The 25,087-nt window shown below is 64.4% G+C and carries 26 protein-coding genes; 11 read left to right on the top strand and 15 right to left on the bottom strand.

What is annotated here, in order from left to right; genetic code table 11:
* Positions 1–21: 21 nt before the first annotated feature.
* Positions 22–705, bottom strand: coding sequence for a L,D-transpeptidase (locus ACQR1W_RS36730; protein WP_008972062.1), 684 nt, complete (start codon positions 703–705; stop codon positions 22–24).
* Between the two features lie 348 nt (positions 706–1,053).
* On the opposite strand from ACQR1W_RS36730, the gene ACQR1W_RS36725 reads away from it, so the two are divergent.
* Together ACQR1W_RS36725 and ACQR1W_RS36720 are read left to right on the top strand one after the other, a co-directional pair.
* Positions 1,054–2,031: a magnesium transporter CorA family protein gene (locus ACQR1W_RS36725; protein ID WP_008972063.1), complete on the top strand. Its 978-nt coding sequence runs from the start codon at positions 1,054–1,056 to the stop codon at positions 2,029–2,031.
* 462 nt (positions 2,032–2,493) lie between these two features.
* Positions 2,494–2,730, top strand: coding sequence for a hypothetical protein (locus ACQR1W_RS36720; RefSeq protein WP_434855334.1), 237 nt, complete (start codon positions 2,494–2,496; stop codon positions 2,728–2,730).
* A gap of 68 nt (positions 2,731–2,798) precedes the next feature.
* On the opposite strand, the gene ACQR1W_RS36715 is transcribed toward ACQR1W_RS36720, so the two are convergent.
* Entirely contained in the window at positions 2,799–3,581 is a 783-nt protein-coding gene (locus ACQR1W_RS36715) for a class I SAM-dependent methyltransferase (protein ID WP_434855333.1), read from the bottom strand.
* A 182-nt stretch (positions 3,582–3,763) separates the two neighbouring features.
* On the opposite strand from ACQR1W_RS36715, the gene ACQR1W_RS36710 reads away from it, so the two are divergent.
* Positions 3,764–4,093: a hypothetical protein gene (locus ACQR1W_RS36710; RefSeq protein ID WP_434855332.1), complete on the top strand. Its 330-nt coding sequence runs from the start codon at positions 3,764–3,766 to the stop codon at positions 4,091–4,093.
* A 143-nt stretch (positions 4,094–4,236) separates the two neighbouring features.
* Here ACQR1W_RS36710 and ACQR1W_RS36705 read toward each other — a convergent pair whose 3' ends face one another.
* Both ACQR1W_RS36705 and pdxH read right to left on the bottom strand, forming a co-directional pair.
* Positions 4,237–4,989 (bottom strand): SDR family NAD(P)-dependent oxidoreductase, encoded by a 753-nt coding sequence (locus ACQR1W_RS36705; protein ID WP_035982772.1) that lies wholly within the window; start codon positions 4,987–4,989, stop codon positions 4,237–4,239.
* 185 nt (positions 4,990–5,174) lie between these two features.
* Positions 5,175–5,825 (bottom strand): pyridoxamine 5'-phosphate oxidase, encoded by a 651-nt coding sequence (gene pdxH, locus ACQR1W_RS36700; RefSeq protein WP_434855331.1) that lies wholly within the window; start codon positions 5,823–5,825, stop codon positions 5,175–5,177.
* A 164-nt stretch (positions 5,826–5,989) separates the two neighbouring features.
* Between pdxH and ACQR1W_RS36695 the strand changes: the two genes are divergently transcribed.
* Entirely contained in the window at positions 5,990–6,358 is a 369-nt protein-coding gene (locus ACQR1W_RS36695; RefSeq protein WP_434855330.1) for an RT0821/Lpp0805 family surface protein, read from the top strand.
* Between the two features lie 109 nt (positions 6,359–6,467).
* Positions 6,468–7,424, top strand: a complete 957-nt coding sequence (locus tag ACQR1W_RS36690; protein WP_434855329.1) for a DnaJ C-terminal domain-containing protein — start codon at positions 6,468–6,470, stop codon at positions 7,422–7,424.
* Between the two features lie 473 nt (positions 7,425–7,897).
* Here ACQR1W_RS36690 and ACQR1W_RS36685 read toward each other — a convergent pair whose 3' ends face one another.
* Positions 7,898–8,668: an anti-sigma factor family protein gene (locus tag ACQR1W_RS36685; RefSeq protein WP_434855328.1), complete on the bottom strand. Its 771-nt coding sequence runs from the start codon at positions 8,666–8,668 to the stop codon at positions 7,898–7,900.
* A gap of 103 nt (positions 8,669–8,771) precedes the next feature.
* The gene (locus ACQR1W_RS36680; RefSeq protein ID WP_035982775.1) at positions 8,772–9,260 is read right to left on the bottom strand and encodes a sigma-70 family RNA polymerase sigma factor; all 489 of its coding nucleotides are present in this window, start codon (positions 9,258–9,260) and stop codon (positions 8,772–8,774) included.
* Between the two features lie 199 nt (positions 9,261–9,459).
* On the opposite strand from ACQR1W_RS36680, the gene fabI reads away from it, so the two are divergent.
* From fabI to ACQR1W_RS36660, 4 genes are all read left to right on the top strand, one after another.
* Positions 9,460–10,278: an enoyl-ACP reductase FabI gene (gene fabI, locus ACQR1W_RS36675; protein ID WP_434855327.1), complete on the top strand. Its 819-nt coding sequence runs from the start codon at positions 9,460–9,462 to the stop codon at positions 10,276–10,278.
* Between the two features lie 13 nt (positions 10,279–10,291).
* Entirely contained in the window at positions 10,292–10,891 is a 600-nt protein-coding gene (locus ACQR1W_RS36670; protein ID WP_434855326.1) for a histidine phosphatase family protein, read from the top strand.
* A gap of 116 nt (positions 10,892–11,007) precedes the next feature.
* Complete coding sequence (aroC, locus tag ACQR1W_RS36665) at positions 11,008–12,093, top strand: chorismate synthase (protein WP_434855325.1); 1,086 nt, start codon at positions 11,008–11,010, stop codon at positions 12,091–12,093.
* 47 nt (positions 12,094–12,140) lie between these two features.
* Positions 12,141–13,322 (top strand): adenylate/guanylate cyclase domain-containing protein, encoded by a 1,182-nt coding sequence (locus tag ACQR1W_RS36660; RefSeq protein WP_434855324.1) that lies wholly within the window; start codon positions 12,141–12,143, stop codon positions 13,320–13,322.
* Positions 13,323–13,412: 90 nt separating this feature from the next.
* On the opposite strand, the gene clpS is transcribed toward ACQR1W_RS36660, so the two are convergent.
* Positions 13,413–13,730 carry an ATP-dependent Clp protease adapter ClpS gene (gene clpS, locus ACQR1W_RS36655; RefSeq protein WP_434855323.1) on the bottom strand — a complete coding sequence of 106 codons (318 nt, stop codon included), beginning with the start codon at positions 13,728–13,730 and terminating at the stop codon, positions 13,413–13,415.
* A gap of 252 nt (positions 13,731–13,982) precedes the next feature.
* Here clpS and ACQR1W_RS36650 point away from each other — a divergent pair, with 252 nt between their 5' ends.
* Positions 13,983–14,831 (top strand): DUF1194 domain-containing protein, encoded by an 849-nt coding sequence (locus ACQR1W_RS36650; RefSeq protein WP_434855322.1) that lies wholly within the window; start codon positions 13,983–13,985, stop codon positions 14,829–14,831.
* Here ACQR1W_RS36650 and ACQR1W_RS36645 read toward each other — a convergent pair.
* Entirely contained in the window at positions 14,828–15,652 is an 825-nt protein-coding gene (locus ACQR1W_RS36645) for a nucleotidyltransferase domain-containing protein (RefSeq protein ID WP_434855321.1), read from the bottom strand. The two genes, ACQR1W_RS36650 and ACQR1W_RS36645, sit on opposite strands and share 4 nt — an antisense overlap.
* Before the next feature lie 221 nt (positions 15,653–15,873).
* On the opposite strand from ACQR1W_RS36645, the gene ACQR1W_RS36640 reads away from it, so the two are divergent.
* Positions 15,874–16,452 (top strand): septal ring lytic transglycosylase RlpA family protein, encoded by a 579-nt coding sequence (locus ACQR1W_RS36640; RefSeq protein ID WP_434855320.1) that lies wholly within the window; start codon positions 15,874–15,876, stop codon positions 16,450–16,452.
* Between the two features lie 363 nt (positions 16,453–16,815).
* Here the strand turns inward: ACQR1W_RS36640 and ACQR1W_RS36635 are convergent, their stop codons facing one another.
* From ACQR1W_RS36635 to ACQR1W_RS36605, 7 genes are all read right to left on the bottom strand, one after another.
* Entirely contained in the window at positions 16,816–18,054 is a 1,239-nt protein-coding gene (locus tag ACQR1W_RS36635; protein WP_434855319.1) for a class I SAM-dependent RNA methyltransferase, read from the bottom strand.
* Positions 18,047–18,784, bottom strand: coding sequence for a TlyA family RNA methyltransferase (locus ACQR1W_RS36630; protein WP_434855436.1), 738 nt, complete (start codon positions 18,782–18,784; stop codon positions 18,047–18,049). Before ACQR1W_RS36630 ends, ACQR1W_RS36635 begins: the two co-directional genes overlap by 8 nt.
* Positions 18,785–19,037: 253 nt before the next feature.
* A complete protein-coding gene (locus ACQR1W_RS36625) occupies positions 19,038–19,592 on the bottom strand; it encodes a nucleoside 2-deoxyribosyltransferase (RefSeq protein WP_434855318.1) in 555 nt (184 codons plus the stop codon).
* Positions 19,593–19,622: 30 nt separating this feature from the next.
* Positions 19,623–21,548: a 1-deoxy-D-xylulose-5-phosphate synthase gene (gene dxs, locus ACQR1W_RS36620; protein ID WP_035982778.1), complete on the bottom strand. Its 1,926-nt coding sequence runs from the start codon at positions 21,546–21,548 to the stop codon at positions 19,623–19,625.
* Positions 21,549–21,946: 398 nt separating this feature from the next.
* Positions 21,947–23,254, bottom strand: a complete 1,308-nt coding sequence (locus tag ACQR1W_RS36615; protein WP_434855317.1) for a hypothetical protein — start codon at positions 23,252–23,254, stop codon at positions 21,947–21,949.
* A 358-nt stretch (positions 23,255–23,612) separates the two neighbouring features.
* On the bottom strand, positions 23,613–23,864 hold the full coding sequence (locus ACQR1W_RS36610; RefSeq protein WP_008972087.1) for an exodeoxyribonuclease VII small subunit: 252 nt from the start codon (positions 23,862–23,864) through the stop codon (positions 23,613–23,615).
* A gap of 271 nt (positions 23,865–24,135) precedes the next feature.
* A complete protein-coding gene (locus tag ACQR1W_RS36605; RefSeq protein ID WP_434855316.1) occupies positions 24,136–25,065 on the bottom strand; it encodes a histone deacetylase family protein in 930 nt (309 codons plus the stop codon).
* Between the last annotated feature and the right edge of the window lie 22 nt (positions 25,066–25,087).

The following is a 25,087-nucleotide window of genomic DNA, read 5'->3' as shown; positions in this document are numbered from 1 at the left end:
GGGCCGGCCCCGTCGCGCCGCTTACTGCATCGCGACCGTGTTGCCGCCAGAGCCCTGCAGCGCCATCTGCGAGTTGAACGGCGAATCACCCTTGTGCGGTTCCAGCACCACCACGATGGTGCCGACCTTGACGCGGTTGTAGAGGTCGATCGCGTCCTCGTTGGTCAGGCGGATGCAGCCCGAGGAAATCGAGGCGCCGATATATTCCGGCTGGTTGGTTCCGTGGATGCGGAACAGCGTATCCTTGCCGTTGGCATAGAGGTACATCGCGCGCGAACCCATCGGATTGTCCGGTCCGGGCGGCACATAGGTCGGCACGCCAAGCCGCTGGATTTCGCCCGAGGTCGGGTGCCAGGCCGGCCACTCGGTCATGGCGCCGACCTTGGCGATGCCCGACCAGGCCATGGCCTCTTCGCCCACGGTGATGCCGTAACGGATCGCCTTGCCGCTATCGAGCACGTAATAGAGGTAATGGTTGTCGGAATCGACCACGATCGAGCCGGGCGCTTCCTTGCGATGGTAGTCGACGATGGCGCGGCGGAACGGTTCGGCGACCGGTACGTTGGTGTAGCGGATCTTGGCCAGCAGTTCCTTGTCGTGCGGCTTGAAGGCCTGCGCATTGGTCGCCTCATAGGTGGTGGCCTGCATGCAGCCCGACAGCATCAGGCCCGCGGCCAGAAGTCCAAGTTTCACCTTCAGCGACATGGCAAATTTCCAGTTAAAGCTTGGGTTGCGCAAGCCTGGGCGCGGCAGCCCCAACGCGACGATTCCGTTGCGGATCATTATCGACAAAACGGGTCACAATTCCAGCGTCGCCAGGCCGGCTCGGCGCTGCAGCGCGGTGGTTGTTGCTTTTTTGCCGCAAGATTTCGCGGAACAGCGGTGCGCATTGTGCCATTCTGGACACTGTCGTTCACAGCTCGGGCGGCCGAAGCCTAAAAAGCCGCGGTAGGAGTTGCGCGGAAGCCGTGGACCGGACCGGAAAGCTGCGTCACAAGGCTGCAGCGAGAATCGCGTTAAAGCCTTAAAATCTTGTTCCTTTCGGAGACCTGGATGTTCTCGGTGTTTGTTCCCGGCGAATCGGCGCTGAAGAAGGCGGCCATTCAAGACCTCCAGGCGCTGCCGGACAGCGCGGTCTGGATCGACCTGGTCAATCCGACCGCGGCCGAGGACAAGGCAGTCGAGAAGCTTGCCCGTGTTGCGGTGCCCACGCGGGAGGACATGCAGGAGATCGAGATCTCCAGCCGGCTCTATATCGAGAACGGCGCCCGCTACATGACCGCGACCCTGATGTGCCATTCGGACACCGACATGCCGCGGACCACGGCGGTGACCTTCATCCTGTCGGACCACCGTCTGGTCACCGTCCGCTACGACCAGCCGAAGCCGTTCACCGTGGTGGAAGCGAAGCTCGCCCGCGCCTGCCCGTCCGGCATCACTGGCGAGATGATCCTGATGGAACTGCTCGACGCGGTCATCGACCGCTGCGCCGACATTCTGGAGCGGGTCGGGGCCGACATCGACCAGGTCTCCCACGACATCTTCGAACCGCATACCGAGCGGCACGGCCACGCCAAGCAATATTCGCAGATCCTGATCGCGATCGGCCGCAAGGGCGACCTGACCTCGAAAGTGCGCGAGAGCCTGGTCTCGATCGGGCGCATCGTCACCTTCCTTTCGGCCGTCGTGGAAGGCGTCAAATGGTCGAAGGACATGCGTGAGCAACTCAAGACCATGCAGCGCGACGTGGCCTCGCTGACGGACCATGCCTCCTATCTTGCGGGCAAGATCACCTTCGTGCTCGACGCCATGCTCGGCGTCGTCAATCTCGAGCAGAACAACATCATCAAGCTGTTCTCGGTCATGGCGGTGGTGCTGATGCCGCCGACCCTGATCGCTTCGATCTACGGCATGAACTTCAAGGTGATGCCGGAGCTCGAATGGGTCCACGGCTATCCGATGGCGCTGATCATGATGCTGTTTGCCGCGATCGTGCCTTACTACCTCTTCAAGATCAAAAAGTGGCTGTAGGTGAACTAACGCCACGGCCAACATAGGATCGACGTGCCCTGCGTCATCGCGCTGATCGTTGCCGGATCCGCCTTATTCACGCCTGTTTTTCGCAACTAAGATTCACATCGGTTCACGCAGCACCTGATGCGCGCATGCAACGATCTGCATACGCGTTCTGACATTCGCCATGAATTGGTCGGTGATCCTTCGCCAACATTCGCAAACCTGCCTTACAGATGGACTACAAGAGTTGGCGTCGGACCACCGGCATACCTGCAATGGCCTACTCGAATGCAAGTCGGCTGCAAAGCCGCCGCAATTCCTCAGGTAAAATTTGAGCGGTGCGCTGAACGTTTGAAAGAAACTTCTCTGCGATAAGGCTAGCATGAGCACGGCGACGACGACGCAAAGCGCGTCACCTCTGGCGCCCCGCTCAGGAGCACAAAGGCGCGTTCACCGCGCCTTAGCCAAGAGGCAGCAATGGTTGAGAAACGCATAACGGCATCGGATAACGTGGTCGAGCTCGCGGCCTATCAGCGCGGCCGTGCCGGAGCGTTTGCTGCCTATGCGCTGTCGCCCAACACCTGCCGATTTTGCGGCGCCGAACTGGAGGAAGGCGAGCGCGAGGAGGAGTGTTCCTCCGCGCTCAATGTCGAGACCGCGCGTCTGCGCTGGCGCGCCGCGCAGATCCTGCGCGGGCTGGTCTGCGAGGGATAAGTTTCGCCCGTCGTCTGTGCTTGCCATGTGGCGCTCGCCGGTCGCCGCCCGTTAAGCCCGCCGTGCCGTTAACGGCGACCCACCCGGCGAACGATTTGGGCGGTCGCCACCACCACTTCCCTGATTTGGCCGTTATCCGCAAACGGCGCCAGCCGCGCCTCGACATCAGCCAGCATCGCGCCGACCTTGTCGCCGAGCAGGGCGGGAGACGATGACGAATAGGTGAGCACGCGCCGGGCGAGGTCGCCGATGCTGATCATGTGGCTCGCCTCCACCTTGATCGTTTCAGCCTCGCGAAACCGGCTGCCGTCGAGAAAGGCCGCAAGTTCGCGATGAAGGCGTGCCGATCGTCCGCCCAGCGGTATCGGCCCGTCCTGCGCCCACGCGACACGCGCCGCGTTGTGGATGTCGAGCCACGGGTTACGGCCGTCCGCAACCGAGGCTGAAGTGCAGATCAGGATGGCACCATCGGACGCCAGCAGGCGCTGCAGCGCGCTCAGCGTCGCCGTGCGCTCCATCCAATGCAACGCACGCCCGATCGTGACCACTTCGAACTGCCCGATGTCGGCGGGGAGATCTTCGGCCTTGCCATTGATCAGCATCACGGCATGGCCACCTGCCGCCGCTGCCTCGCGTGCCGCTGCCAGCATCGCGGGCTCTGGATCGACGCCGACCACGCGTCCGACATAGGGCGCGAATCCCAGTGCCAGCAGGCCGGGACCGGTGCCGAGATCGATCAGCGATTGTTGCGTCGAGACCCTCAGTTGCTGGGCGATGCGCTGAAAGAATGCAACGGGGTAGGGCGGACGCAGCCGCTCGTAAAGTGCGGCAGTGGTCGCGAAGCGTCCCATGCAGCCGTTCATCCATCGTTCAAGGTGAGCGGAGGATAGGACTCGCCCGAGAGCTGCGCGAGTCGGCGCCGATCACGTTTCGGAGTCCTGCATCACCTGCCGAGGTTCGGAGCAGAGCAGGGAACCATTGTACGTGACCGTAGTTCTTGTCGCGGGCTGGGATACCACATTGGAGAATACACTTGGACAAGAAGATCGCCGGACTTTTGGGTGCCGCGGCTGCGCTCGGCACGTTCACGTCATCTCAGGCTGCACCGGTGCAGGTGCCGGCCGACGCGCTGCGCGCAAACTCCTATGCCGATCTGCTGGAGCCGATCCCGAATGCCGGCGTCATCCTGCAGGCGATGGACCGCGAGCAGGGCGCTGAGCCAGCCGACGCTCAGGTCGTGCAGGTGCGCTACCATCACCACCACCATCATCATCACTGGCACCGCCCGGTGATCGTGGTGAGGCCGCATCGGCACCACCATCACCATCATCACCACCACCACCACCATTTCCGCCGGTATTGATACGGAGAGGTCGCGTGGCGGCTCCGGAGCCTCAGCTCCAGAGCCGCTTTGCTTTGGGGGCTTCGGCGCCCACCTGCAAAACGCCTCTAACAGGGCGCTCCGAGGGAGAGGCTCATCGCTGCGGGCCGTGGGCAGGCTGACTGTCACACATGCTGGCCGCCGTTGATGTGGATCTCGGCGCCGTTCACGTAGGAGCTGGTGTCGGTGCACAGCACGTAGACGATCTTCGCCACCTCGTCCGGGGTGCCAAGCCGATGCATCGGGATCTGCTCGGCGACGATCTTCTCGGTGCCCGGCGACAGGATCGAGGTGTCGATCTCACCCGGCGCGATCGAGTTGACGCGTACGCCGACCCGGCCGAAATCGGATGCCATCTCGCGCGTCAGCGCGGCCAGTGCCGCTTTCGAGGTCGCATAGGCGGCGCCCGCGAAGGGGTGCACCCGCGAGCCGGCGATCGAGGTCACGTTGACCACCGAGCCCTTCACCGCCTTCAGCTCCTCGATCAGCCCGCGCGCCATCATGATCGGCGCGAAGAAGTTGACGCGGAAGACGTGATTCCAGGTTTCGAGATCGGTGTCGACAGTGCCGAGCCGCGAGCCGCCGGGCCCCTTCGGCGAAATCGCGGCGTTGTTGACCAGCGCATGCAGCGCGTTGCCGTCGAGCCTGCGCTTGATCTCGTCGATCGCCCGAAGCGTGTCCTCGGGATTGGCGAGGTCGACCTGGATGTGATCCTCAGGCCCGCCGTCCCAGGGGCATTCCTCGGGAAACGGGTGCCGCGAGCAGGTGATGACGCGCCAGCCTGCCGACGAGAAGCGGATCACGGTGGCGTGGCCGATGCCGCGGCTCGCACCGGTCAGGATCATCGTGCGCCGCGGCTGGTTGGATGAGGTCGGCATGAACTGGTCTCTCACTGACAGGCTTATCACGGCTCTTGCGGCATTGGGTCGTCATTCCGGGTCGATGCGCTGCATCGAAACGGAATCTCTTGATTCCCAGATGCGCAATTGCGCATCGGTGGTCTAGTCCTCCGCGCAAAATGGCAGAGCCATCTTGTCGCGCGACCATCCGGGGATGACGAGACTTACGGATACATCCTCACCTTCGTCCATCCATCGGCCGGCGTCTCGCGGCGGAATTCGACCCGATCATGCAGGCGAAACGGGCGGTCGTGCCAGAACTCCATACGCAGCGGCGTGATGCGCCAGCCGCTCCAGCCGGGTGGGCGCGGCACTTCGCCGATGATGTATTGGGTGGCGACCTTGGCGATTGCCTGCTCGAAGGCGAAGCGGCTCTCCAACGGCTCCGACTGCTTGCTCGCCCAAGCCCCGAGCTGGGCCTGTTTCGGACGGGTGGCGAAATAGGCATCGGCCTCCGCGTCTGTCACCGGTGTCACGGGGCCGCGGATCCGCACCTGCCGGCGCAAAGACTTCCAATGAAAGAGTAAGGCCGCCTTAGGATTTGTGGCGAGTTCGCGGCCTTTCTGGCTCGCTTTATGACTGTAGAACACGAAGCCGGCTGCGTCATAGCCCTTCATCAGCACCATGCGCACATCGGGCAGGCCGGTGTCGTCCACCGTGGCCAGCGCCATCGCGTTCGGATCGTTCGGCTCGCTCTTGGTGGCTTCCGCAAACCACTCGGCAAACAGCGCAAACGGTTCTCCGGCCTGAGTGAAATCGGGCGAGTGACCTGATGTTAAGGTTGTCTGGTGTTTGATGGTCGTGGGGTCGGTCATGGAGGGGAGTCCGAGTTTTGCGTTCACCCGCGGCCAAGAGCGCGCAGTGCCGGTCTGTTCCGGCCCTATATAGGGCATCGGTACGCTTTGGCCTATCGGCGATCGGCTCCGCCGGCACCGCGCTTACACTGATTCTGATCGGGCTCACCGGCGGGGGCTGCGCCATGTCGCGCTCCGGCTCGGAGAGCGCGTTCGCCAAGATGCAGGAGGCCGAAGTCACGGGATCACTCAGGGGCCCGATCGCCGCCGAGCCGACCGAAGCCGACCTGGCGTTCGCCCGCAATGCCGCCTCCGACGTGCTGACCAAGGGGGACAAGGATTCCAGCCAACCGTGGCACAACCCCCAGACTGGAGCCCGCGGCTCGGTGACGCCGATCGCCAAGATCTACGCCGGCGACGCCGGCAAGACCTGCCGCGATTTCCTCGCCAGCTATGTGAATGGTAAGACCGAGCGCTGGCTGCAGGGGTCCGCCTGTCGCATCGAACGCGGCCGGTGGGCCATTCACAGCCTCAAACCTTGGCAGCAGGGTTAGTTCATCCGCGGGAACCCGTTGTAAAAATACAACGGACTCCCCAGATGAAATGCAAAGCGGGCGGGGAGCCCATAGGTTAGTATCTGATTTTCGTAAGGAGACGTGACGGATGCGCGACCCCTATGAGGTCTTGGGGGTGCCGCGGAGCGCTAGCGCTGCGGCCATCAAGAGCGCTTATCGCAAGCTCGCCAAGAAGCACCATCCCGACAGCAACAAGAACGATCCGAAAGCGTCGGCCAAGTTTGCCGAGATCAACACCGCCAACGAGATCCTCGGGGATGAGGAAAAGCGCAAGCAATTCGACCGCGGTGAGATCGATGCCGAAGGCAAGCCGCGCTTCCAGGGCTTTCCGGGCGGCGGTGGCGCCGGCCGGGCCGGGCCGGGCGGGTTCGAGAGCTATAGCTTCCGCAGCGGCGGAGGTGCTGGCGGGTTCGGCGGCGCAGGCGGCTTCGAGGATATTCTCAACAGCATGTTCGGCGGTGCTGCGCGTGGCGCACGCTCCGGCGGCGGCTCGTTCGAGTTCGATGCCGGTGGTGTCGGCCTTGATCTCGACCTGAACGTCTCGATGACCGTCACGCTCGAGGAATCCGTCAATGGCGGCGAGAAGCGGGTGCGGCTGCCGAACGGTCGCGAGCTGAATGTCAAGATTCCGGCGGGCGTCATCGCCGGCCAGCAGATTCGGTTGAAGGGACAGGGCGAGAGCGCGCCCGGCCACAAGCCGGGTGATCTGCTGATTACGATCCAGATCGCACCGCATCCTTACTTCAAGGTCGAGGGCAGTGATCTCAGGCTGGAGCTGCCGATATCGCTCTATGAAGCGGTGCTTGGTGCCAAGGTGCGGGTGCCGACCTTGGGCAGCGCGGTCGAGCTGTCGATTCCGAAGAACACGTCGAGCGGGCGGACCTTCCGGCTGAAGGGCAAGGGTCTGCCCAAGAGCGGTGGCAGCGGCGACCTCTTCGTCACGACCAGGATCATGCTACCGGATGGGAATGACGCCGAGCTCGAGACCTTGATGACCAAGTGGCGCGACCGCCACCCTTACAATCCGCGCAGCAATCTTCCGTAACACGCGGCGGCGATCTCTGACGCAGAGGTCGCGCCGCCGCTGCTTGTTCGACGTCGAGCTGAGCGCAGCGAGCGGGCCGCCGATATGATGACTCCGCGGCTGCCCGTGCGCTCTGGCTGCGCGGATGACGTGCGTCCGGATGTGAAACGAGGGCATAAAAAAGTGCGGCCTCGAGAGGGGGACCAGCGCGGTACAAAACCCCAATCGAGGCCGCTTGCGTGTCGATCGGCGGATCGAACGCTCCTCATTTTTTCGTGAGTATTCGGTACGATATTGAGACGCGTTCGTGGCCTCATTTCAGACTTTCGATGACCGAATTGGGACATCGACCTTGGCGTGTTAGGTAGCTACTGCGCCGATGTCGCATCTGCACGTCAGTAGTCGCAAACGCGGGTGCGGCAACTCCCTCTCAGCCTGTCGGGAATCCTGAACTATCTCTGCGATCAGAGCGTGTGCCGCGCTTGCTGCGCACGCTATCCGCCGCTCCGTTCGGTTTGGTCGTAAACCTGCTGTGCAACCTGTGTTAGACGTTGGCGGTCACTGCCGCCAATCACGACATAGCCCACACCGCGGTCGGCCCAGAACAGTGCACCAGTGGTGCCCTCGCTCGTGTAGCGCATCTGCATGGCTTCCGTCGTCGTCTTTGTCGCGTAAACGGTGAAGCGCTCGCCGGAGGGGCTTTCATACATCAGGAATGATGCAGGTCCCGATGGGCCGGGCAGCAGGCGTCCACCGACCAGCTTCAATCCGGTGGACTGGAGCTCCGGCGCGTGCACCGTCCGGCCACAACGGCGGGTCAGCCATTGCTGCAGATGGGCCTTCTCATCGCCAGGGACTTCGACGGGATGACGGACCTCCACGACGTAGAGCCGGTGCGCTTCGAGCGCATCGCCGGTGAAGGCCTGTAACGTGGACCGGGCGCTCGTGGCTCCGTGGGCCACCCAGCCGCTCGCGCCGCCCATTAGGAAGGCAGCGAAGCTTGCGGCGATCGCCCCGTATAGCCATTTGCGCGGCGGTCGCTGCAGTCGCTCGAGCTCCAGCCGCGGCGGAACGGACTCGTTGGCCACCGCATCGTAGCGCGCATGCAGCGCCTCCGCCATTGTGCGCCAGGACTGCACCCGTTCGGAGTCGTCGGGATGGGTCGCGAGCCAGGCTTCGACGTCGCTACGGCGCTCCGGCGGCAGCTCACCGTCGATATAGGCGTGCAGCTCGTCTTCCGTAACGGGAATTTTCGGGTCGGTCATTTGCGTAGTCTCACTTCAATCGAGCAGCGGTTTCCGGCGTGGCAGACCATCCCGGAGCGGGGCAGGACCACGGCACGTTGGTTCATGTGCAGCACGGCGGCGCTCATTTCACGCTCCGTAGCGCAGGGCGTTCGCCCTCCAGCACGGCGCGGACATGGGCTCGGGCACGGGCCAGCCGCGACATCACGGTGCCGATCGGCACGCCCTGAATGTCGGCGACCTCGCGATAACTCAGTCCCTCCAGCACCACGAGCAACAGCGCCGCACGCTGCTCCTCGACCAGGGTCGCCAGCGCGCGCTCGATGTCGCGCCCTTCCGCCTCGGTCCCGCTCGCGTCGGCATTGTCGTCCTGCAGGGGCATGAAATGCGGCCGGCGCGCCAGCGACCGGCGCCGGTTCTTGTTGAGATTGGTCAGGATGGTATAGAGCCAGCTCCTGATATCGCCGCCGAGAAACAGCCGCTCCGAGCGGAGCGCGCGCACCAGCGTGTCCTGCACCAGATCGTCGGCGGCATCGCCATCGCGGGCCAGCGCGCGGGCATAGCGGCGCAGCGCCGGTATCATCGCTTCCACACTCTGGCGAAACGCGCTCATCGTCTCAATCTCTCGGCTGTCGGGGTTTGCGGCGATGGCTAGGATCGCGCTCCCCTCAGCTCGACAAACACCGGGGTGACGGGCCTATTCCGTCCCGCCAATCGGGCGGGAGTGTGCCCTAGAGTGGGTTGAAAAGGGCTGTACCGGGCGAAACCGGTGGTGTACGTCCAGGGTCTAACCAGTTCGACAGGGATGCCGGATGCCGCAAATTTCAGGTCTGATGCAGGGCAAGCGCGGGGTTGTTCTTGGTGTCGCCAATAACCGTTCGATCGCCTGGGGGATCGCGAAGGCGGCGCGCGCGGCCGGCGCGGAGATCGCGCTCACCTACCAGGGCGATGCCCTGAAGAAGCGGGTCGAGCCGCTGGCGCAAGAGCTCGGCGGCGTCCTGCTCGGCCATTGCGACGTCACCGATCCCACGACCATCGATGCCGTGTTCGACGCGCTCAAGGCGAAGTGGGGCAAGATCGACTTCGTCGTGCACGCAATCGCGTTCTCCGACAAGGACCAGCTCGACGGCCGTTACCTCGAGACCACGGCCGAGAATTTCTCCAAGACCATGCTGATCAGCTGCTACTCGCTGACGGCGATTGCGCAGCGCGCCGAGAAGCTGATGCCCGATGGCGGCTCGATCATCACGCTGACCTATTATGGCGCGGAGAAGTGGATGCCGCATTACAACGTGATGGGCGTGGCCAAGGCGGCGCTGGAGGCGAGCGTGCGGTATCTCGCCGTCGATCTCGGTGAGAAGGGCATCCGTGTCAACGCGATCTCGGCCGGCCCGATCAAGACGCTGGCCTTTGCCGGCATCGCCGATTCCCGCTACCTCCTGAAGTGGAACGAGGTCAACGCGCCGCTCCGCCGCAACGTCACGATCGAGGAGGTCGGCGACAGCGCGCTCTATTTCCTGTCCGACCTCGCGCGCGGTGTCACCGGTGAGGTGCACTATGTCGATGCCGGCTACAATGTGCTGGGCATGAAGCGGCCCGAGGCGCCGGACATCTCGCTCGCGAAGGACTGACGCTAAGCAGCTCATGCCCGCGCCCACGATCTACTACATCCGCCACGGTGAGACGGAATGGAATGCGCTCGGGCGACTGCAGGGCACGCAGGACATTCCGCTCAACGATCTCGGCCGGGTGCAGGCGGTCCAGTCGGGCAATATCCTCGGCGAGCTCGCTAGGCAGAACGGCCACGACGTCGCCGAGCTGCCGTTCGTGGCGAGCCCGCTGGGCCGAGCCCGCGCGACCATGGAGCTGATGCGGCAGGCGCTCGAGCTGCCGCCGGAGGGCTATTCCCTCGACGCGCGCTTGCGCGAGATCGGCTACGGCAGGTGGGAGGGGTTCACCCTGCCGGAGATGGAAGCCGCGGATCCCGTCTTCTACGCCAAGCGCCTGGCCGACAAATGGGCCCTGGCGCCGGAAGGCGGCGAGACCTATGCTGACGTGCAGCGGCGGGTGCGCGAGTGGTACGATACGCTGGCCGGCGACATTGTCGCGGTCGCTCACGGCGGCACGGCGCGGGCGCTGATGGTGGCGCTCGGCTTCGAGACGCCGCAACGCGCGGTCGAGCTTCCGATTCAGCAGGGCGCCGTCTATGTGTTCGGCGCGGATGGGTTCGAGAAGTTCAGTTAGTTGATCACCGTCATTCCGGGGCGGTGCGATGCACCGAACCCGGAAATATCGAGATTCCGGGTCTGGTCCTTCGGATCATCCCGGAATGACATTCTTTCGGTTGGTAGCAGCAGCTCATGTCCTTCAACACCTTCGGCCATATGTTCCGCATCACCACCTTCGGCGAAAGCCATGGGGTGGCGATCGGCTGCGTCGTCGACGGCTGCCCGCCGCGGATTCCGCTGACGGCTGAGGAGATCCAGCGCGATCTCGACCGCCGTCGTCCGGGCCAGTCGCGCTTCACCACCCAGCGCCAGGAGCCGGATCAGGTGAAGATTCTGTCCGGCGTGATGGCGCATCCGGAGAGCGGCGCGCAGGTCACGACCGGCACGCCGATCGCGCTTCTGATCGAGAACACCGACCAGCGCTCCAAGGACTATTCCGAGATCAAGGACAAGTTCCGGCCCGGACATGCCGACTACACCTATGAGGCCAAATACGGCCTGCGCGACTATCGCGGCGGCGGCCGCTCCTCGGCGCGCGAAACCGCGACCCGCGTCGCCGCCGGCGCCATCGCCCGCAAAATCCTGCCAGATGTGAAAGTGCGCGGCGCGCTGGTGCAGATGGGTCCGCACAAGATCGATCGCAGCAAATGGGATTGGGACGAGGTCGCGAACAACCCGTTCTTCTGCCCCGACAAGGACAAGGCGGCGTTCTTTGCGGATTATCTCGATGGCATCCGCAAGAGTGGCTCCTCGATCGGCGCGGTGCTGGAAATCGTTGCCGAAGGCGTGCCGGCCGGCCTCGGTGCCCCGCTGTATGGCAAGCTCGATGCGGACCTTGCGGCGGCGATGATGAGTATCAACGCGGTCAAGGGGGTCGAGATCGGCGCCGGCTTTGCCGCGGCCGAGCTCACCGGCGAGCAGAATGCCGATGAGATGCGCGCGGGCAATGAGGGCGTCCGCTTTCTCTCCAATCATGCCGGCGGCATTCTCGGCGGCATCGCCACCGGCCAGCCGGTCGTGGTGCGCTTTGCGGTGAAGCCGACCTCGTCGATCCTCAACCCGCGCCTGACCGTCGATCGCGACGGCAACGACACCGAGATCCTGACCAAGGGCCGGCACGACCCCTGCGTCGGCATCCGCGCGGTGCCGGTCGGAGAGGCCATGATGGCCTGCGTGCTCGCCGACCATCTGCTGCGCCATCGCGGGCAGGTGGGCTGATCCAGTACCAGTTTACTCCCATCACCTCCATCGCCTAAGGTCGGCGCATGGACGCATCCAGGCTGCAGGACATCAAGGACTGGCTGATCGACGGCGCGCGTTCCGCGGCGACGCCGAGTGCGATGATGGCGGAATGCTGCGAACGCCTGGTCGGGCTCGGGATTCCGCTGTGGCGGGTTGGCGTGTTTGTCCGCACCTTGCATCCGGAGATCTATGGCCGCAGCTTCATCTGGCGGCAGGGTGCCGAGGTCGAGACGGGAACCGTCGATTACAGTTTTCAGGACTCGCCGACCTTCCGCGACAGCCCACTCGCGGCGGTGGTCGAGCAGGGCATTTCCTTCCGCGCCAATCCGCAAGCGCCGGAAGCGGAGCGCTATCCGATCCTGATGGATCTACGCGCCGAGGGCGTCACCGACTATCTCGCCCTGCCGATGACTTTCCTCGAGCGTCAGATGCACGCGTCGAGCTGGACTACCAAGGACGCGGGCGGTTTCACTGAGGCGCAGGTGGAGGCGATCCGCTCGCTGATTCCGGCGCTGTCGCGCTACACCGAGATCACCACCTTGCGCCGGACTGCCTCGATGCTGCTCGACACCTATGTCGGCAATCGCGCCGGCGAGCGCATTCTCGGCGGCCAGATCCGCCGCGGCCACACCGACACGATGCATGCCGCGATCTGGCTGTCAGACCTGCGCGGCTTCACGCCGTTGTCCGACCGGCTGCCGGCCGAGACCGTGGTCGACATTCTCAACCATTACTTCGATTGCCAGGTCACCGCGATCCGCGAGCAGGGCGGCGAGGTCCTGAAGTTCATGGGCGACGGCCTGCTCGCGGTATTTCCGATTGCCGAGCGGGATGGTGATCCGGCTGAGGTCTGCGGCCGGGTCCTGCAAGCTGCGCGTCACTCCCGCGGCAGCGTGGATGCACTCGCGTATCAAACCGGTGATACCGTCGAGCGCTTCCGCTTCGGCGTGGCGCTGCATGTCGGCAAATTGCTCTACGGCAATATCGGCGGCGGCAACCGGCTCGACTTCACCTGCATCGGTCCCGCGGTCAATGTCGCCGCAAGGCTGGAGAAGCTCACCTCGCGGCTGAAGCGCACCATCGTGGCCTCCGAGGCGTTCGCCGGCCTTTCGGGCGAACAATGGACCGAGCTCGGCGCATTTCCGATCGCGGGCCTTTCGACCGAGCAGCGCGTCTTCGGGCTGCGCGACGAGGCTGTTGCTTAGCGCATGATCCGGAAAAGTGTGCAGCGGTTTTCCCCGCGACAAACGCGGAACGCGTTTGCGCGTAGATCATGCTTAATCAAAAACCGTGTTCTATTCTTCCGGCTCGGTGGTGAACAGCAGCGGATAGCCCTTGGCACGGCCGGCATCGGTGGCGCGCGTGGCCTTGGTCTCGGCGACGTCCTTGGTGAAGACGGCGACCACGCAGACGCCGCGCCGGTGTGCCGTGATCATGACCTTGTAGGCTTCGTCCTCGGTCATGCGGAATTCCGCTTTCAGCACCGAGACCACGAACTCGCGCGGCGTGAAGTCGTCATTGACCAGGATCACCTTGTAGAGACGCGGACGTTCCACCTTGGTCCGGACTCGGGTCTTGACCTTTGTCTCGGGCTTGGTGACGGCGTCGTTCATGCGGCGGCACCCATATTCCTGATGAGGTCACCGCATGACCATACAGCGTTCGGCGTAGCCGGGGAACTACGGGCATAGCAGGGCAGTCCGGCACCGACGCCGGCTCCCGCGCTTGGCTTTATGGCCAGAGTTCGGCGCGCGAAGGCCAATTCGAATGTGAAAGTCTAACTCGAATGTGAATGAGATCGCCTGTTCTCGCTTTGCCGCTGGCGGATTGCATGTCACCATCCCGTCATAGGATCGGAGGGCAGCATGCGCTGGTGGATCTCGATCGGAATGCTGTGCGCGGTGGGCGCGCTGGCTTGCGGCGATGTCGCGGACGTCGCGGCCGCACCAAGAGCGCAGCCCACGCAGCAGCTGAGCGAGAAGGAAGCGGCAGCCTCCGTCGACGTTGAGCTCATCATCGCGGTCGACGTTTCCTATTCGATGGACCTCGATGAGCTCGCGATCCAGCGCGAAGGCTATGCCCAGGCGATCTCCTCGAAGGAATTCATGCAGGCGCTGAAGAACGGTCCGCACGGACGCGTCTCCATCACCTATTTCGAATGGGCGGCGTCCGGCGACCAGAAGATCATCATTCCCTGGCGCCTGATCGACGGGCCGGAAAGCGCGGACGCAGTCGCGGCCGAGATCATGAAGACGCCGATCCGTCGCGCCTCGCGCACCTCGATCTCGGGCGCGATCTACTTTGCGGTGCCGCTGTTCGACGACGATCCATATCGCGGCCTGCGGCGCGTCATCGACATCTCCGGCGACGGCCCCAACAACAGCGGCGCGCCGGTCACGATCGCGCGCGACGCTGCGCTGGCCAAGGGGATCGTGATCAACGGCCTGCCGATCATGGTCAAGGAGCCGTCCTACTCGACGATGGACATCGACAATCTCGACTACTACTACGAAGACTGCGTGGTCGGCGGCCCCGGCTCCTTCGTGGTTCCGATCAAGAGCCGGGAGGAGTTCAAGGAAGCGATCCGGACCAAGCTGTTGATGGAGGTCGCCGGACGGACGCCGCAACGCCTGCCGGTCGCGGACAACGCCAAGGAGCCACGCGTGTCCTGCTCGATCGGCGAGAAGATCTGGCAGGACCGGTGGGGACGCTAGATCAATGCCCGTGTCTCGGCCTCTAGCGCGCGGATGATGGACAGGATTTGACGAAAATCACTGCTGCCGATCTGTTTCCACACGTCTGCTGTGCGAAGCGCGAGGCTAGGCAAGGTGCGCGGGAGTGAAGCGGCCTCCAGCAGCGCACCCTTCTCGTTGATCAGATAGCGTTCGTTCAGCGCGAACAGCACCTGGGCGAGACAGGCGAGAGCGCGATAGGCGCATCCCGCGATATGTGTGTGATCAGCACGCGCGAGCGCGAGCTCGGCGTTCTCGATGCTGAACGAGATTTCCCATTGGAAGCGACGGATGATGGCCTCGCGCAGCGCGGCCGGATAGGGCGTGCAGCCGGCCTTGAGGTTCGCGAGTGCGCGCGTCGGATCGTGCAGGACGCGGCATAGCGCGACCTCGCCCATCCAGATCGCAGACAGGAAGCCGTGCGGATGGCCCGGCTGATAGTGCATCTCGATCACACCGCTCCGGCACGCCGCGATGACACGCGCGACCGCGTCGATCTCGCGATAGAGCAGGTCGACCTTGCGTCCGCCGATCGAAAGCCAGGCGCCGCCGACGATCCACGGCCCCCAGGTGCCGATCTCGGTGACATCGGCTGCATCGGGATCATCGACCAGCCCGCGCACGGCCTGCCGGAGCCGCGCGGTATCTACTGGTCCGGCGGCGGTGAAATAGAGGCCGAGGTCATAATCGGAAGCCTCATGCGCCGTGCCGCGCGCCCGCGAGCCACCGAGCGCGATGGCGGCGATGCCGGGCACGGCGCTGAGCGCATCGACGATGCGGGTGAGCAGCGGATCGGATTGCACGCGAAGACCTCCGGCCGCATCGTACGCGACCGCGGCAACCCCCGACCAGTGATCCCGGCCGCAAATTGCCCCCGGACCTGTCGCGCCAAAGCCACACTCAAGGCGAAAAACTGCAGGTTGCAGGCCGTTTCTGTTCGCCTGCCACGGTGATGCCGCGATTCGCGGGCGATCTCGCACGCGGCTGGGGCGGAGGCGCACAGAACATGCGTGTCATCGGCCCAATGAGGACTTCAGGAGTCACGCGCGAGCGCGACGTTTCCGCTCGCAGCCATCGTCTCGCCCTTCCGGGCGTCGGCCGGAACGTTATCCGGACTGGCGTTCTCTGCACGGTTGCTGCGTCGCTCGCGGCCTGTGCGCAGTCTTCGGTCGTCAGCCACAGGGCGAGCTTCACGGCCCCCACACGGCAGGCGGCACTGGAGCCACGGCATGCCTTTCATGCGCCGGTGTCTCATGCGCCGATGTCGGTGGTGCGGCTCCGCGAACCCGAGCCCGAAAGGCACACGACGGTCGCTTCGCTCGGCGGCTCACACGGTCTCGCCAGCTTCTACACGGAGGGACAGCAGACTGCGAGCGGTGAGAGGTTCGATCCGCATGAACTGACGGCCGCGCATCCGAGCCTGCCGTTCGGCACGCGTCTGCAGGTGACCAACGTCTCGACCGGCAAGTCGGTGGTCGTGCGGGTCAATGATCGCGGCCCGTTCGTGAAGGGGCGGGTGGTCGACGTATCCTACTCCGCTGCGCAAGCGCTCGGCATGGTGAACTCCGGCGTCGCCAACGTGAAGGTCGACGTGATGCGGTAGGTGGGTTTCGCGCTCGGAGAGCGTGCGACTACGACAGACAAGCGCGCCAACGTATCAGCGAATGTCGGGACCGTCGCAAGGCGGAGAAGGGCATTTGAGATTGCATCTCTGAATAGTGCCGCCAAGCGCTTCTGGGTCCCGGCTCTGCGGTGCGTCACTTTGTGCCGCACCGCGTCCGGGACACGATACCGTCGCTTGAGTTCTGCGGCGTCGCGATTTCGCGCCCATCTCGTGTCCCGGACGCGGTGCAGCACGGAGTGCTGCGCCGCAGAGCCGGGACCCAATTACGTTCTCAGTTTCACGCCGCCCCTTAGATCGGGCCAATGAGGATCGTCGCCCGCAATGGCGTTGATGATCTCGTTCTTAGCGACGCAGCCGCGCTACCAGCTCGACATGGGGGGTGTGGCGGAACTGATCGACCGGCACGACCGTCTCGAGTTTGTAGCCGCCGTCGATCAGCATTCTGACGTCGCGGGCGAAAGTCGCGACATTGCAGGACACCGCGACGACGACCGGCACCTGGCTGGCCGCCAACTGCTTGGCCTGCGCCTGCGCGCCCTGGCGCGGCGGGTCGAAGACCACGGCGTCGACATCGCGCAGCTCCTGCGGCATCAAGGGGCGGCGGAACAGGTCGCGGGCCTCGGCCTTCACCGGCTTCAGGCCCGGCGTGTTGGCCACGGCCTTCTGCAGCGACATGACCGCGCCGGCGTCGCTGTCGAGCGCAGTGACGCGCGCCGCCGAAGCCAGCCGCAGCGCGAACGGGCCGACGCCACAGAACAGATCGGCGATATGCTTGGCCTTTCCGATCCGCTCGCCGACCAGCTTCGCCAACGTCTCCTCGCCGGCGATGGTCGCCTGGAGGAACGAACCCGGCGGCAGCGTCACTTGTGCCGCGCCAATATTGATCATCGGCAGATGCCGCATCAGCACCAGCTCGCCATGGCGTGTAAGCCGCGCCAGCCGGTGCTGCTCGGCGACGCGGGATAGCGCCGTGATCTGCGCCGGCGGCAACGGCCCCGAGCCGCGGATATCGATGTCGAGGCCGTTATTGGTGGCAGTGGCCTGGATATCGAGCGGCTTGCCGGTTGGCTTCAGCGCCTCGGCCAAGGCCCATGCGGCTTCCAACGCGCCGGTGAGAGCGGGATCGAGGATCGGGCAGCGGTCTATTGGAATGATGTCGTGGCTGTTGGCGGCGGAGAAGCCAACCTTCAGCACCTCATGCGTGCCCATCCGCGCGTGGAAGGTGGCGCGACGCCGGCCCGCGCCATGCGCGTCGATTAGAGGGGCGACCTCGCAATCGACCTTGGCGGCTTTCAGGCTCTCGATGACGATGTTGCGCTTCCAGGCCTGATAGGCGTCCGGCTGCCAGTGCTGGATGGCGCAGCCGCCGCAGACGCCGAAATGCGGACAGAACGGCTCGATCCGCTCCGGGCTCGCGGTCTCGACCGCGAGCAGCTTGCGGCGGTCGGGATGGCCGGGGACGGGGGCCGCTTCGACCGTCTCGCCTCCAAGCGTGTAGGGCACATAGCGCGTATCGCCCGAGCTCAGCGAAACACCGTCGCCGAGGTGGCCGACATGATCGATCACGAGCCGCTCAACCATGGCGGCGGGCTCCAAGGAAGAATTCGGCATTGCCATCGCCACCGGTGATCGGCGAGGGAAACACCTCGATATCTGTGCAGCCGAGCGAGGCCGCGAAGGCGGCGATGTCGTCGCACACCTCCCGGTGAACGGCCGCATCCTTGATGATGCCGCCCTTGCCGTGCGCCCCCTTGGCCTCGAATTGCGGCTTGATCAGTGCCAGCAGGCTCATTGGCGACGCCGCAAGTGACAGCGCCACCGGCAACACCAGCTTCAGCGAGATGAAGCTGACGTCGATCACGACCACGTCGGGGCGCTGCGGCAGCCGCTTGCCCTCATAGGCGCGGATGTCGGTGGCTTCCATCGAGAGGATGCGCGAATGGCCCTGCAGCGAGGGATGCAGCTGGCCGCGGCCGACATCGATCGCGAACACCAGCGCCGCGCCGTTGGCGAGCAGCACCTCGGTGAAGCCGCCGGTGGAGGCGCCGACGTCGAGGCAGACATGATCCTCGATCTCGATCGGATAGCGCTCCAGCGCGCCGGCGAGTTTGACGCCGCCGCGCGAGACATAAGGGTGCGCCGGCTCGGCCTTCAGGTCAGCATCGAGTGGAATGGTCTCGGACGCTTTCATCACCTGCTTGTCGTTTGCGATCACGAGCCCCGCCTCGATGGCCGCCTGCGCCCGCGCGCGGCTCTCGAACAGGCCGCGTTCGACCAGGAGGATATCGGCGCGCTTGCGACGAGGGGGCATGGAATTGTGATCAGTGGTCATGAGTTGTGTAGCTCGCGCAACCACTCCGGTGTCGTCCCGGGCAAGCGCCGACGCGCATCGCGCCGGTGCGCGGACCCGCGACCCATAACCACAGGATGCAGTTGGTAGGAAGGATCTATCTGCTTGCCTGCCACAAACAAGGTCCTGTGGTTATGGGTCCCGGCGTTCGCCGGGACGACACCGGAGTTTGCGCGAATGGTGCGGCTCCAAGCAACGCGTGTTGCAGCTCCGCTCACGCCGCCAGCAGCCGCTCCGCCGCCAGTTTCACGCACGTCTCGAACGCCGCAAGATCGTGCCAGATATCGGCCGGCCGCGCGCGCGGCACAACCAGCGGGCAGCCGTAGGCGTCGAGCGCGTGGATCATCATCAGATTGTCGGTCAGCCCGAAATCTTCAACCGTCAGGCCTTCGACATCCGTCAGTAGACTGCCTTGCGCCGTGACCGTGGTGAAGCGTCCCGCGCGCTCCGCGTAGGTCGTGGGATCATTGGAATAGCCCAGGCAGAGCTTGCCGCGACCCGCCATGTAGCCGAGCTCATAGACCGTACCGGCATCGGCGCCGGGGCCGCGGAAGGGCGTGAGATTGGCGATGATGGCGTCGGCCTCGTCCATCATGGCCACATTGCCGCGGAAGATATCCTGTGAGGCTGTGGCGGCGGCCAGATCGACGGTGTTGTCGAGCGGATAGAGTCCAACGAGGCCGTGGCGGGCGCAGGTCGCGGCCTTCTGGCGCCCGACCTCGATTGCATCCGGCAGGAACACGTCGGGACCTGCCAGATAGATCTTCATGCCTCACCCAAGCGGATGCGTAAGCCCGCCTCAGGCGAGCTTGACCACTTCGGCCTTGTAGTCCTTGCCGAGCGCCTCGAACACTTTGCGGACGATGCCCTTGGCGTCGAGGCCGGCACGGCCATACATCGCCGCCGGCGTGTCGTGGTCGAGGAATTCGTCCGGCAGCACCATCGCGCGCATCTTCAGCCCGCCGTCGAGCATGCCCTGGTCGGCGAGGTACTGCATCACGTGCGAGCCGAAGCCGCCGACCGAGCCCTCCTCGATGGTGATCAGGATCTCGTGGTCGCGGGCGAGCTTCAGCACCAGCTCCTCGTCCAGCGGCTTCATGAAGCGCGCATCGGCGATGGAGGTCGACAGGCCCTGGGCGGCGAGTTCGTCGGCCGCCTTCTCGCATTCGGCCAGACGGGTGCCGAAGGAGAGCAGGGCGATCTGCTTGCCCTGGCGGATCATGCGGCCCTTGCCGACCTCGAGCGGAACGCCGACCTCAGGCATCTCAACGCCGCGGCCTTCACCGCGCGGATAGCGCACCGCGCTCGGACGGTCGTTGATGACGACCTGGGTCGCCACCATGTGCACGAGCTCGGCCTCGTCGCTCGCCGCCATGATCACCATGTTGGGCAGACAGCCGAGATAGGCATTGTCGAACGAGCCCGCATGGGTGGCGCCGTCGGCGCCGACCAGGCCGGCGCGGTCGATGGCAAAGCGCACCGGCAGGCTCTGGATCGCTACGTCATGCACGACCTGGTCGTAGCCGCGCTGCAGGAAGGTCGAGTAGATCGCGCAGAACGGCTTGTAGCCTTCGGCGGCGAGGCCGGCGGCGAAGGTCACCGCATGCTGCTCGGCGATGCCGACGTCGAAGGTCCGCTTCGGGAATGCCTTGGCAAAGATGTCGATGCCGGTGCCGGACGGCATCGCGGCGGTGATGCCGATGATCTTGTCGTCCTTTTCAGCTTGCTTGACCAGGCTCTGGCCGAACACGTTCTGATATTGCGGCGCGTTCGGCTTGGCCTTGGCCTGGGTGCCGGTGGCGACGTCGAACTTGGCGACCGCGTGATACTTGTCGGCCGAGGCCTCCGCCGGCGGATAGCCCTTGCCCTTCTGGGTCACGACATGGACCAGGATCGGGCCGGTCTCCATGTCGCGGACGTTCTTCAGCACCGGCAGCAGGTGGTCAAGGTTATGGCCGTCGATCGGGCCGACATAATAGAAGCCGAGTTCCTCGAACAGCGTGCCGCCGTCCATCATGAAGCCGCGCGAATATTCCTCGACACGGCTGGCGCGGTTGGCGATCACCTTGGGCAGATGCTGGCCGAGTTGCTTGGCCGCCTCGCGCAGGGTGCGGTAGGTCTTGCCGGAGTAGAGGCGGGACAGGTAGGCCGACATCGCGCCCACCGGCGGCGCAATGGACATGTCATTGTCGTTGAGGATCACGATCAGGCGGGAGTTCATCGCGCCTGCATTGTTCATGGCCTCATAGGCCATGCCGGCGGACATCGCGCCGTCGCCGATCACGGCGATCACATTGTTGGTGCCGCCGGAGAGGTCGCGGGCCACGGCCATGCCGAGGCCGGCGGAGATCGATGTGGAAGAGTGCGCCGCGCCGAACGGATCGTAGTCGCTCTCGGTGCGCTTGGTGAAGCCGGACAGGCCGCCGCCGGTGCGCAAGGTGCGGATGCGGTCGCGCCGGCCGGTCAGGATCTTGTGCGGATAGGCCTGGTGTCCGACGTCCCAGATCAGGCGGTCGCGCGGGGTGTCGAATACATAATGAATCGCCGTGGTCAGCTCGACGACGCCGAGCCCGGCGCCGAAATGCCCGCCGGTCACCGAGACCGCATCAATGGTCTCCTGGCGCAGCTCGTCGGCGACCTGCCGGACCTGTTCCACTTTGAGCCGACGCAGATCTTCGGGAGTCCTGATGGTATCGAGAAGCGGCGTTTTACTAAATGTGGTCACGGCGATATTCCAATTTTGCAGGTCGGGTTCAAGGACCGACGTGAGAGAGGTTCATCGTAACGGGCGGCGAAGCCAGATCAGATGGATGCTAGCGACATTGGTACCAAGTCAGATCCAGGTCTCATCCGCGCGGACCGAAGCGGCGGAAGAAAGCCTAAGCCGCGCTTCGGGACTGTCTATGTGATGCAGGTCACTCTTGGCGGGGTCCTCGTCCTCGTCATTGCGCCAAGTGGGCTTCGGCTCATTTCTCTTGCTTTTACAAGCGGTTAGCTTCATTCTCCTCGCGTGGAGGGGCGCCTGTAAAAGCTCACAGTTCCGAAACCCTTTACACCAAAGTACGTCTTAAAGCCAAGACGGTGGAATAAGGCAAGCCCGCTAACGGGTCCTTACGGCAACACCTAACCCCGGCGGCGGGCAGACGGTTCCATGTAGCTGCCCAAATCGGTGGCGCCGAGCGCCCCGTATCGGCCCGGGGCGTCCAGCGCGGCCCAGGCATTTTCCCGTATTGCTCCGTCATTTGCGGTGACAACCGCAAGCGCTGCATCAGGGTGAGCCATGCGTTCGCGTAAGGGGACCGGTCCACAGACGATCATGAAGAAGTCATAGGCGTGCGGCCGTTCGTTGGCCATCACGAACTGGAAGTGCACCCGGAAAAACTGCCAGCGGAAAACGTTGTAGTGCTCCGGTTTGATGATCTCGCGGAACCGCACCCTGACGATGGTCGGGTTGCGTCTGCTGTCGCCGAGCTCGATGCCGTGGGCCGTAATCGGATCGAACAAGAAGAAGTTCATCACGTCCTTGCGCGCCTGGCAGTCGATCCAATCGATCTGCTGAGCCACCGCGAGCTCGGCGAGATGGGCGCGGAAATCGCTGGCCGCCTTGTGGAAGCCGACGATCGGGAAGTTGCCGCCGAGTGTCAGTAGCATCAACCGCGGCCCGGTGCGGCCGAGCGTGGGATCGCACTTCAATGCGCGCGCCAGCATCTCGGCAGCCAGGAACGAGCCGGAACTGTGGCCGACGATGACGATCTCGTCGGCGTTGCTGCTGCGCACGACGTCGGTCAGATATTGCGCGAAACGATCGATGCGCTGGTCCCACTCGGAACGGTCGCGGTGGGCGAACTGCCAGGTCCAGATCGTGTCGCAGAGCAGGTACAGCACGTAGGTCTGGTTCTCAAAATAGCGCAGCGCGCCCCATAGCAGCGCGAAGAAGATGGCTGCGGCGGCGAGGAAGTTGAGCGGGGAGGGCGCGCCGAGCGCGTCGAGTCCTTTGCTGAACACGAAGGCGATGGCGGCCGCGCCGACCGCCTCCAACAGCAGGATGATGTGTGGCCAGGTGATGAAGGTCGCAAAGCGCCAATTGGCCCGCCAGAAGCGCGCGATGGTGCCGCGGAACATCAGCCGCCAATAGATCCAGACTGCCTCCAGCACGATGCGCCAGATCGGCGCAGCCAAGTCGTTCTGGATAAAATCCTCAAACCGCAGGAAGTCATAGGTCGTCCGGGTGTGCCAATTCTCGCCTTTGGTTTCGATCGACCAGGAGGCGATTTCGCTGTCGGAGCTCGAATGCGGGCGGCTGATCGTCGCCGCGACCTGGTAGAGCCGGCCGAACTTGCGCAGTTCGGTCCGGAACATGCGGTAATATTGCGCGAGCCCGCGGGGGTCGTAGCCCTGCACATAGATGATATGGCGGTTCTGCACGCGCACGCGGCTTGGAGATCCTGCTGGCAAAGGTGAAGGTGACGATGCGAATGCTTAGCCGGTTCGAGGCCGGCCGTGTCTGAACAATTGGCAATGCCGTCCGTTCGGGACGGTCTGAATGTCTCCTCCCGGAGCTGGACTATATCAGCCCGGACCGGGCTCCAAGACAGATTTGCAAAAGTTTTAAGCTGCTGTGCACCATCGCGAGGCGTTGGTCCCGCGGTGAATGCGCGCAGGTTCTGGTGCGGGCTGACCGGCCGCTGCTGCGGGGATGATCGATCTTACCTCAAGGAGGAGGGTGGGGGCCGGCTTCACGCGGGATAAGGGTTCAGCCGGCAAGGTCCGCGGCTTTCTCAGAATAAGCTCACTGCACGTCGAGCGGCTCTACCCCGACCGGCTGGCCGCTGGCGTCGGTCGTGATCTTCTCGACCCGTGCCTCGGCCTGCCGCAACAGATCCTCGCAGCGCCGCTTCAGGGCCTCCCCCCGCTCATAGATCGCCACCGATTCCTCCAGCGGCACCTTGCCTTCTTCGAGCCGTTTGACGATCGATTCCAGTTCTTCGATTGCGCGCTCGAACGACAGCGTCTTGACGTCGGGGAGGGTGTTCTCTGCCATACCGGGATCCTGCGATTAGCGCTTCATGGCCGGGTTTCGACCGGGGCCGGCTTTTACACCCCCGCGTCGTCCATGTCAGGCTTGCATGTCAGGCCTGGCCAACAATGGTACCTCGTCCTGCGACACCAGCACCTGCATTCCATCTGGGAGGCGCATGCTTGGCGTCAAGTCTGGTAGTTAACTAATTGATTCCAATCGAGCTTCTGGTTTGGTGGTCGTATTGCGATGTTCCGGTCGACGCGCTGCGACCGTCAAGTTTCTCCACAGGAGATCACGCCCCGGTCAGCGCAGCGACGTGAGCGGCGACCGATTCCTTCAAACCCTGAAGATCATAACCGCCTTCCAGGACCGAGACCACGCGTCCGCCAGCGGTCTTGTCGGCAAGCTCCATCAGCTTGCGGGTGACCCAGCCGAAATCCTCGGCCCGCAGATTGAGCGAGGCCAGCGGGTCACGATAATGGGCATCGAAGCCGGCCGAGATGATCACGAGCTCGGGGCTGAATTTCGTGAGCTGCGGCAGGATCAGGTTCTCGAAGGCGGAGCGGAACTCCAGGCTGCCGTTTTCCGCCGCCAGCGGCGCGTTGACGATGGTGTCGTGGTCGCCGCGCTCGCCGCGCGCGCCGGTGCCCGGGAACAGCGGCATCTGATGGGTCGAGCAGTACATCACGCTCTTGTCGGCCCAGAAGATGTCCTGGGTGCCATTGCCATGATGGACGTCGAAATCGACGATGGCGGCGCGTTCGATGCCAAACTGGCGCTGCGCGTAGCGGGCGGCGATTGCGACATTGTCGAAGAAGCAGAAGCCCATCGGCTTGTTGATCTCGGCATGATGGCCGGGCGGACGCACCGCGACGAAGGCGTTCTGATGGCTGCCCGACATGACCGCACTGGTGGCTGCGACCGCGCCGCCGACGCCGCGCATCACGGCTTCCCAGGTGCCCGGTGACATCGAGGTGTCGCCGTCGAGATAGACGATGCCGGAGGTCGGCGCGATGTGCCGGAGCTCGGTCACGTAGTGCTCCTGATGGCACAGCAGCACCAGGTCGAGATCACCCTCCGGCGCCTCGTCGCGGTCGAGCAGCGCGAAACGCTCTTCGGTCAAAGCTTCCTCGACGGCGCGCAGCCGGTCGGCCCGCTCCGGATGTCCCGATGGAGTGGCGTGATCGAGGCAGGCGGGATGAGAGAGGTACAGTGTGGACATACTGAAAGCCGGCCTCACGCGC

It is taken from the genome of Bradyrhizobium sp. HKCCYLS1011 (genome assembly GCF_051167795.1).
Taxonomy (GTDB): domain Bacteria; phylum Pseudomonadota; class Alphaproteobacteria; order Rhizobiales; family Xanthobacteraceae; genus Bradyrhizobium.
The sequence above is the reverse complement of the archived record's forward strand: the minus strand, read 5'-3'. Positions and strand labels throughout refer to the sequence as shown.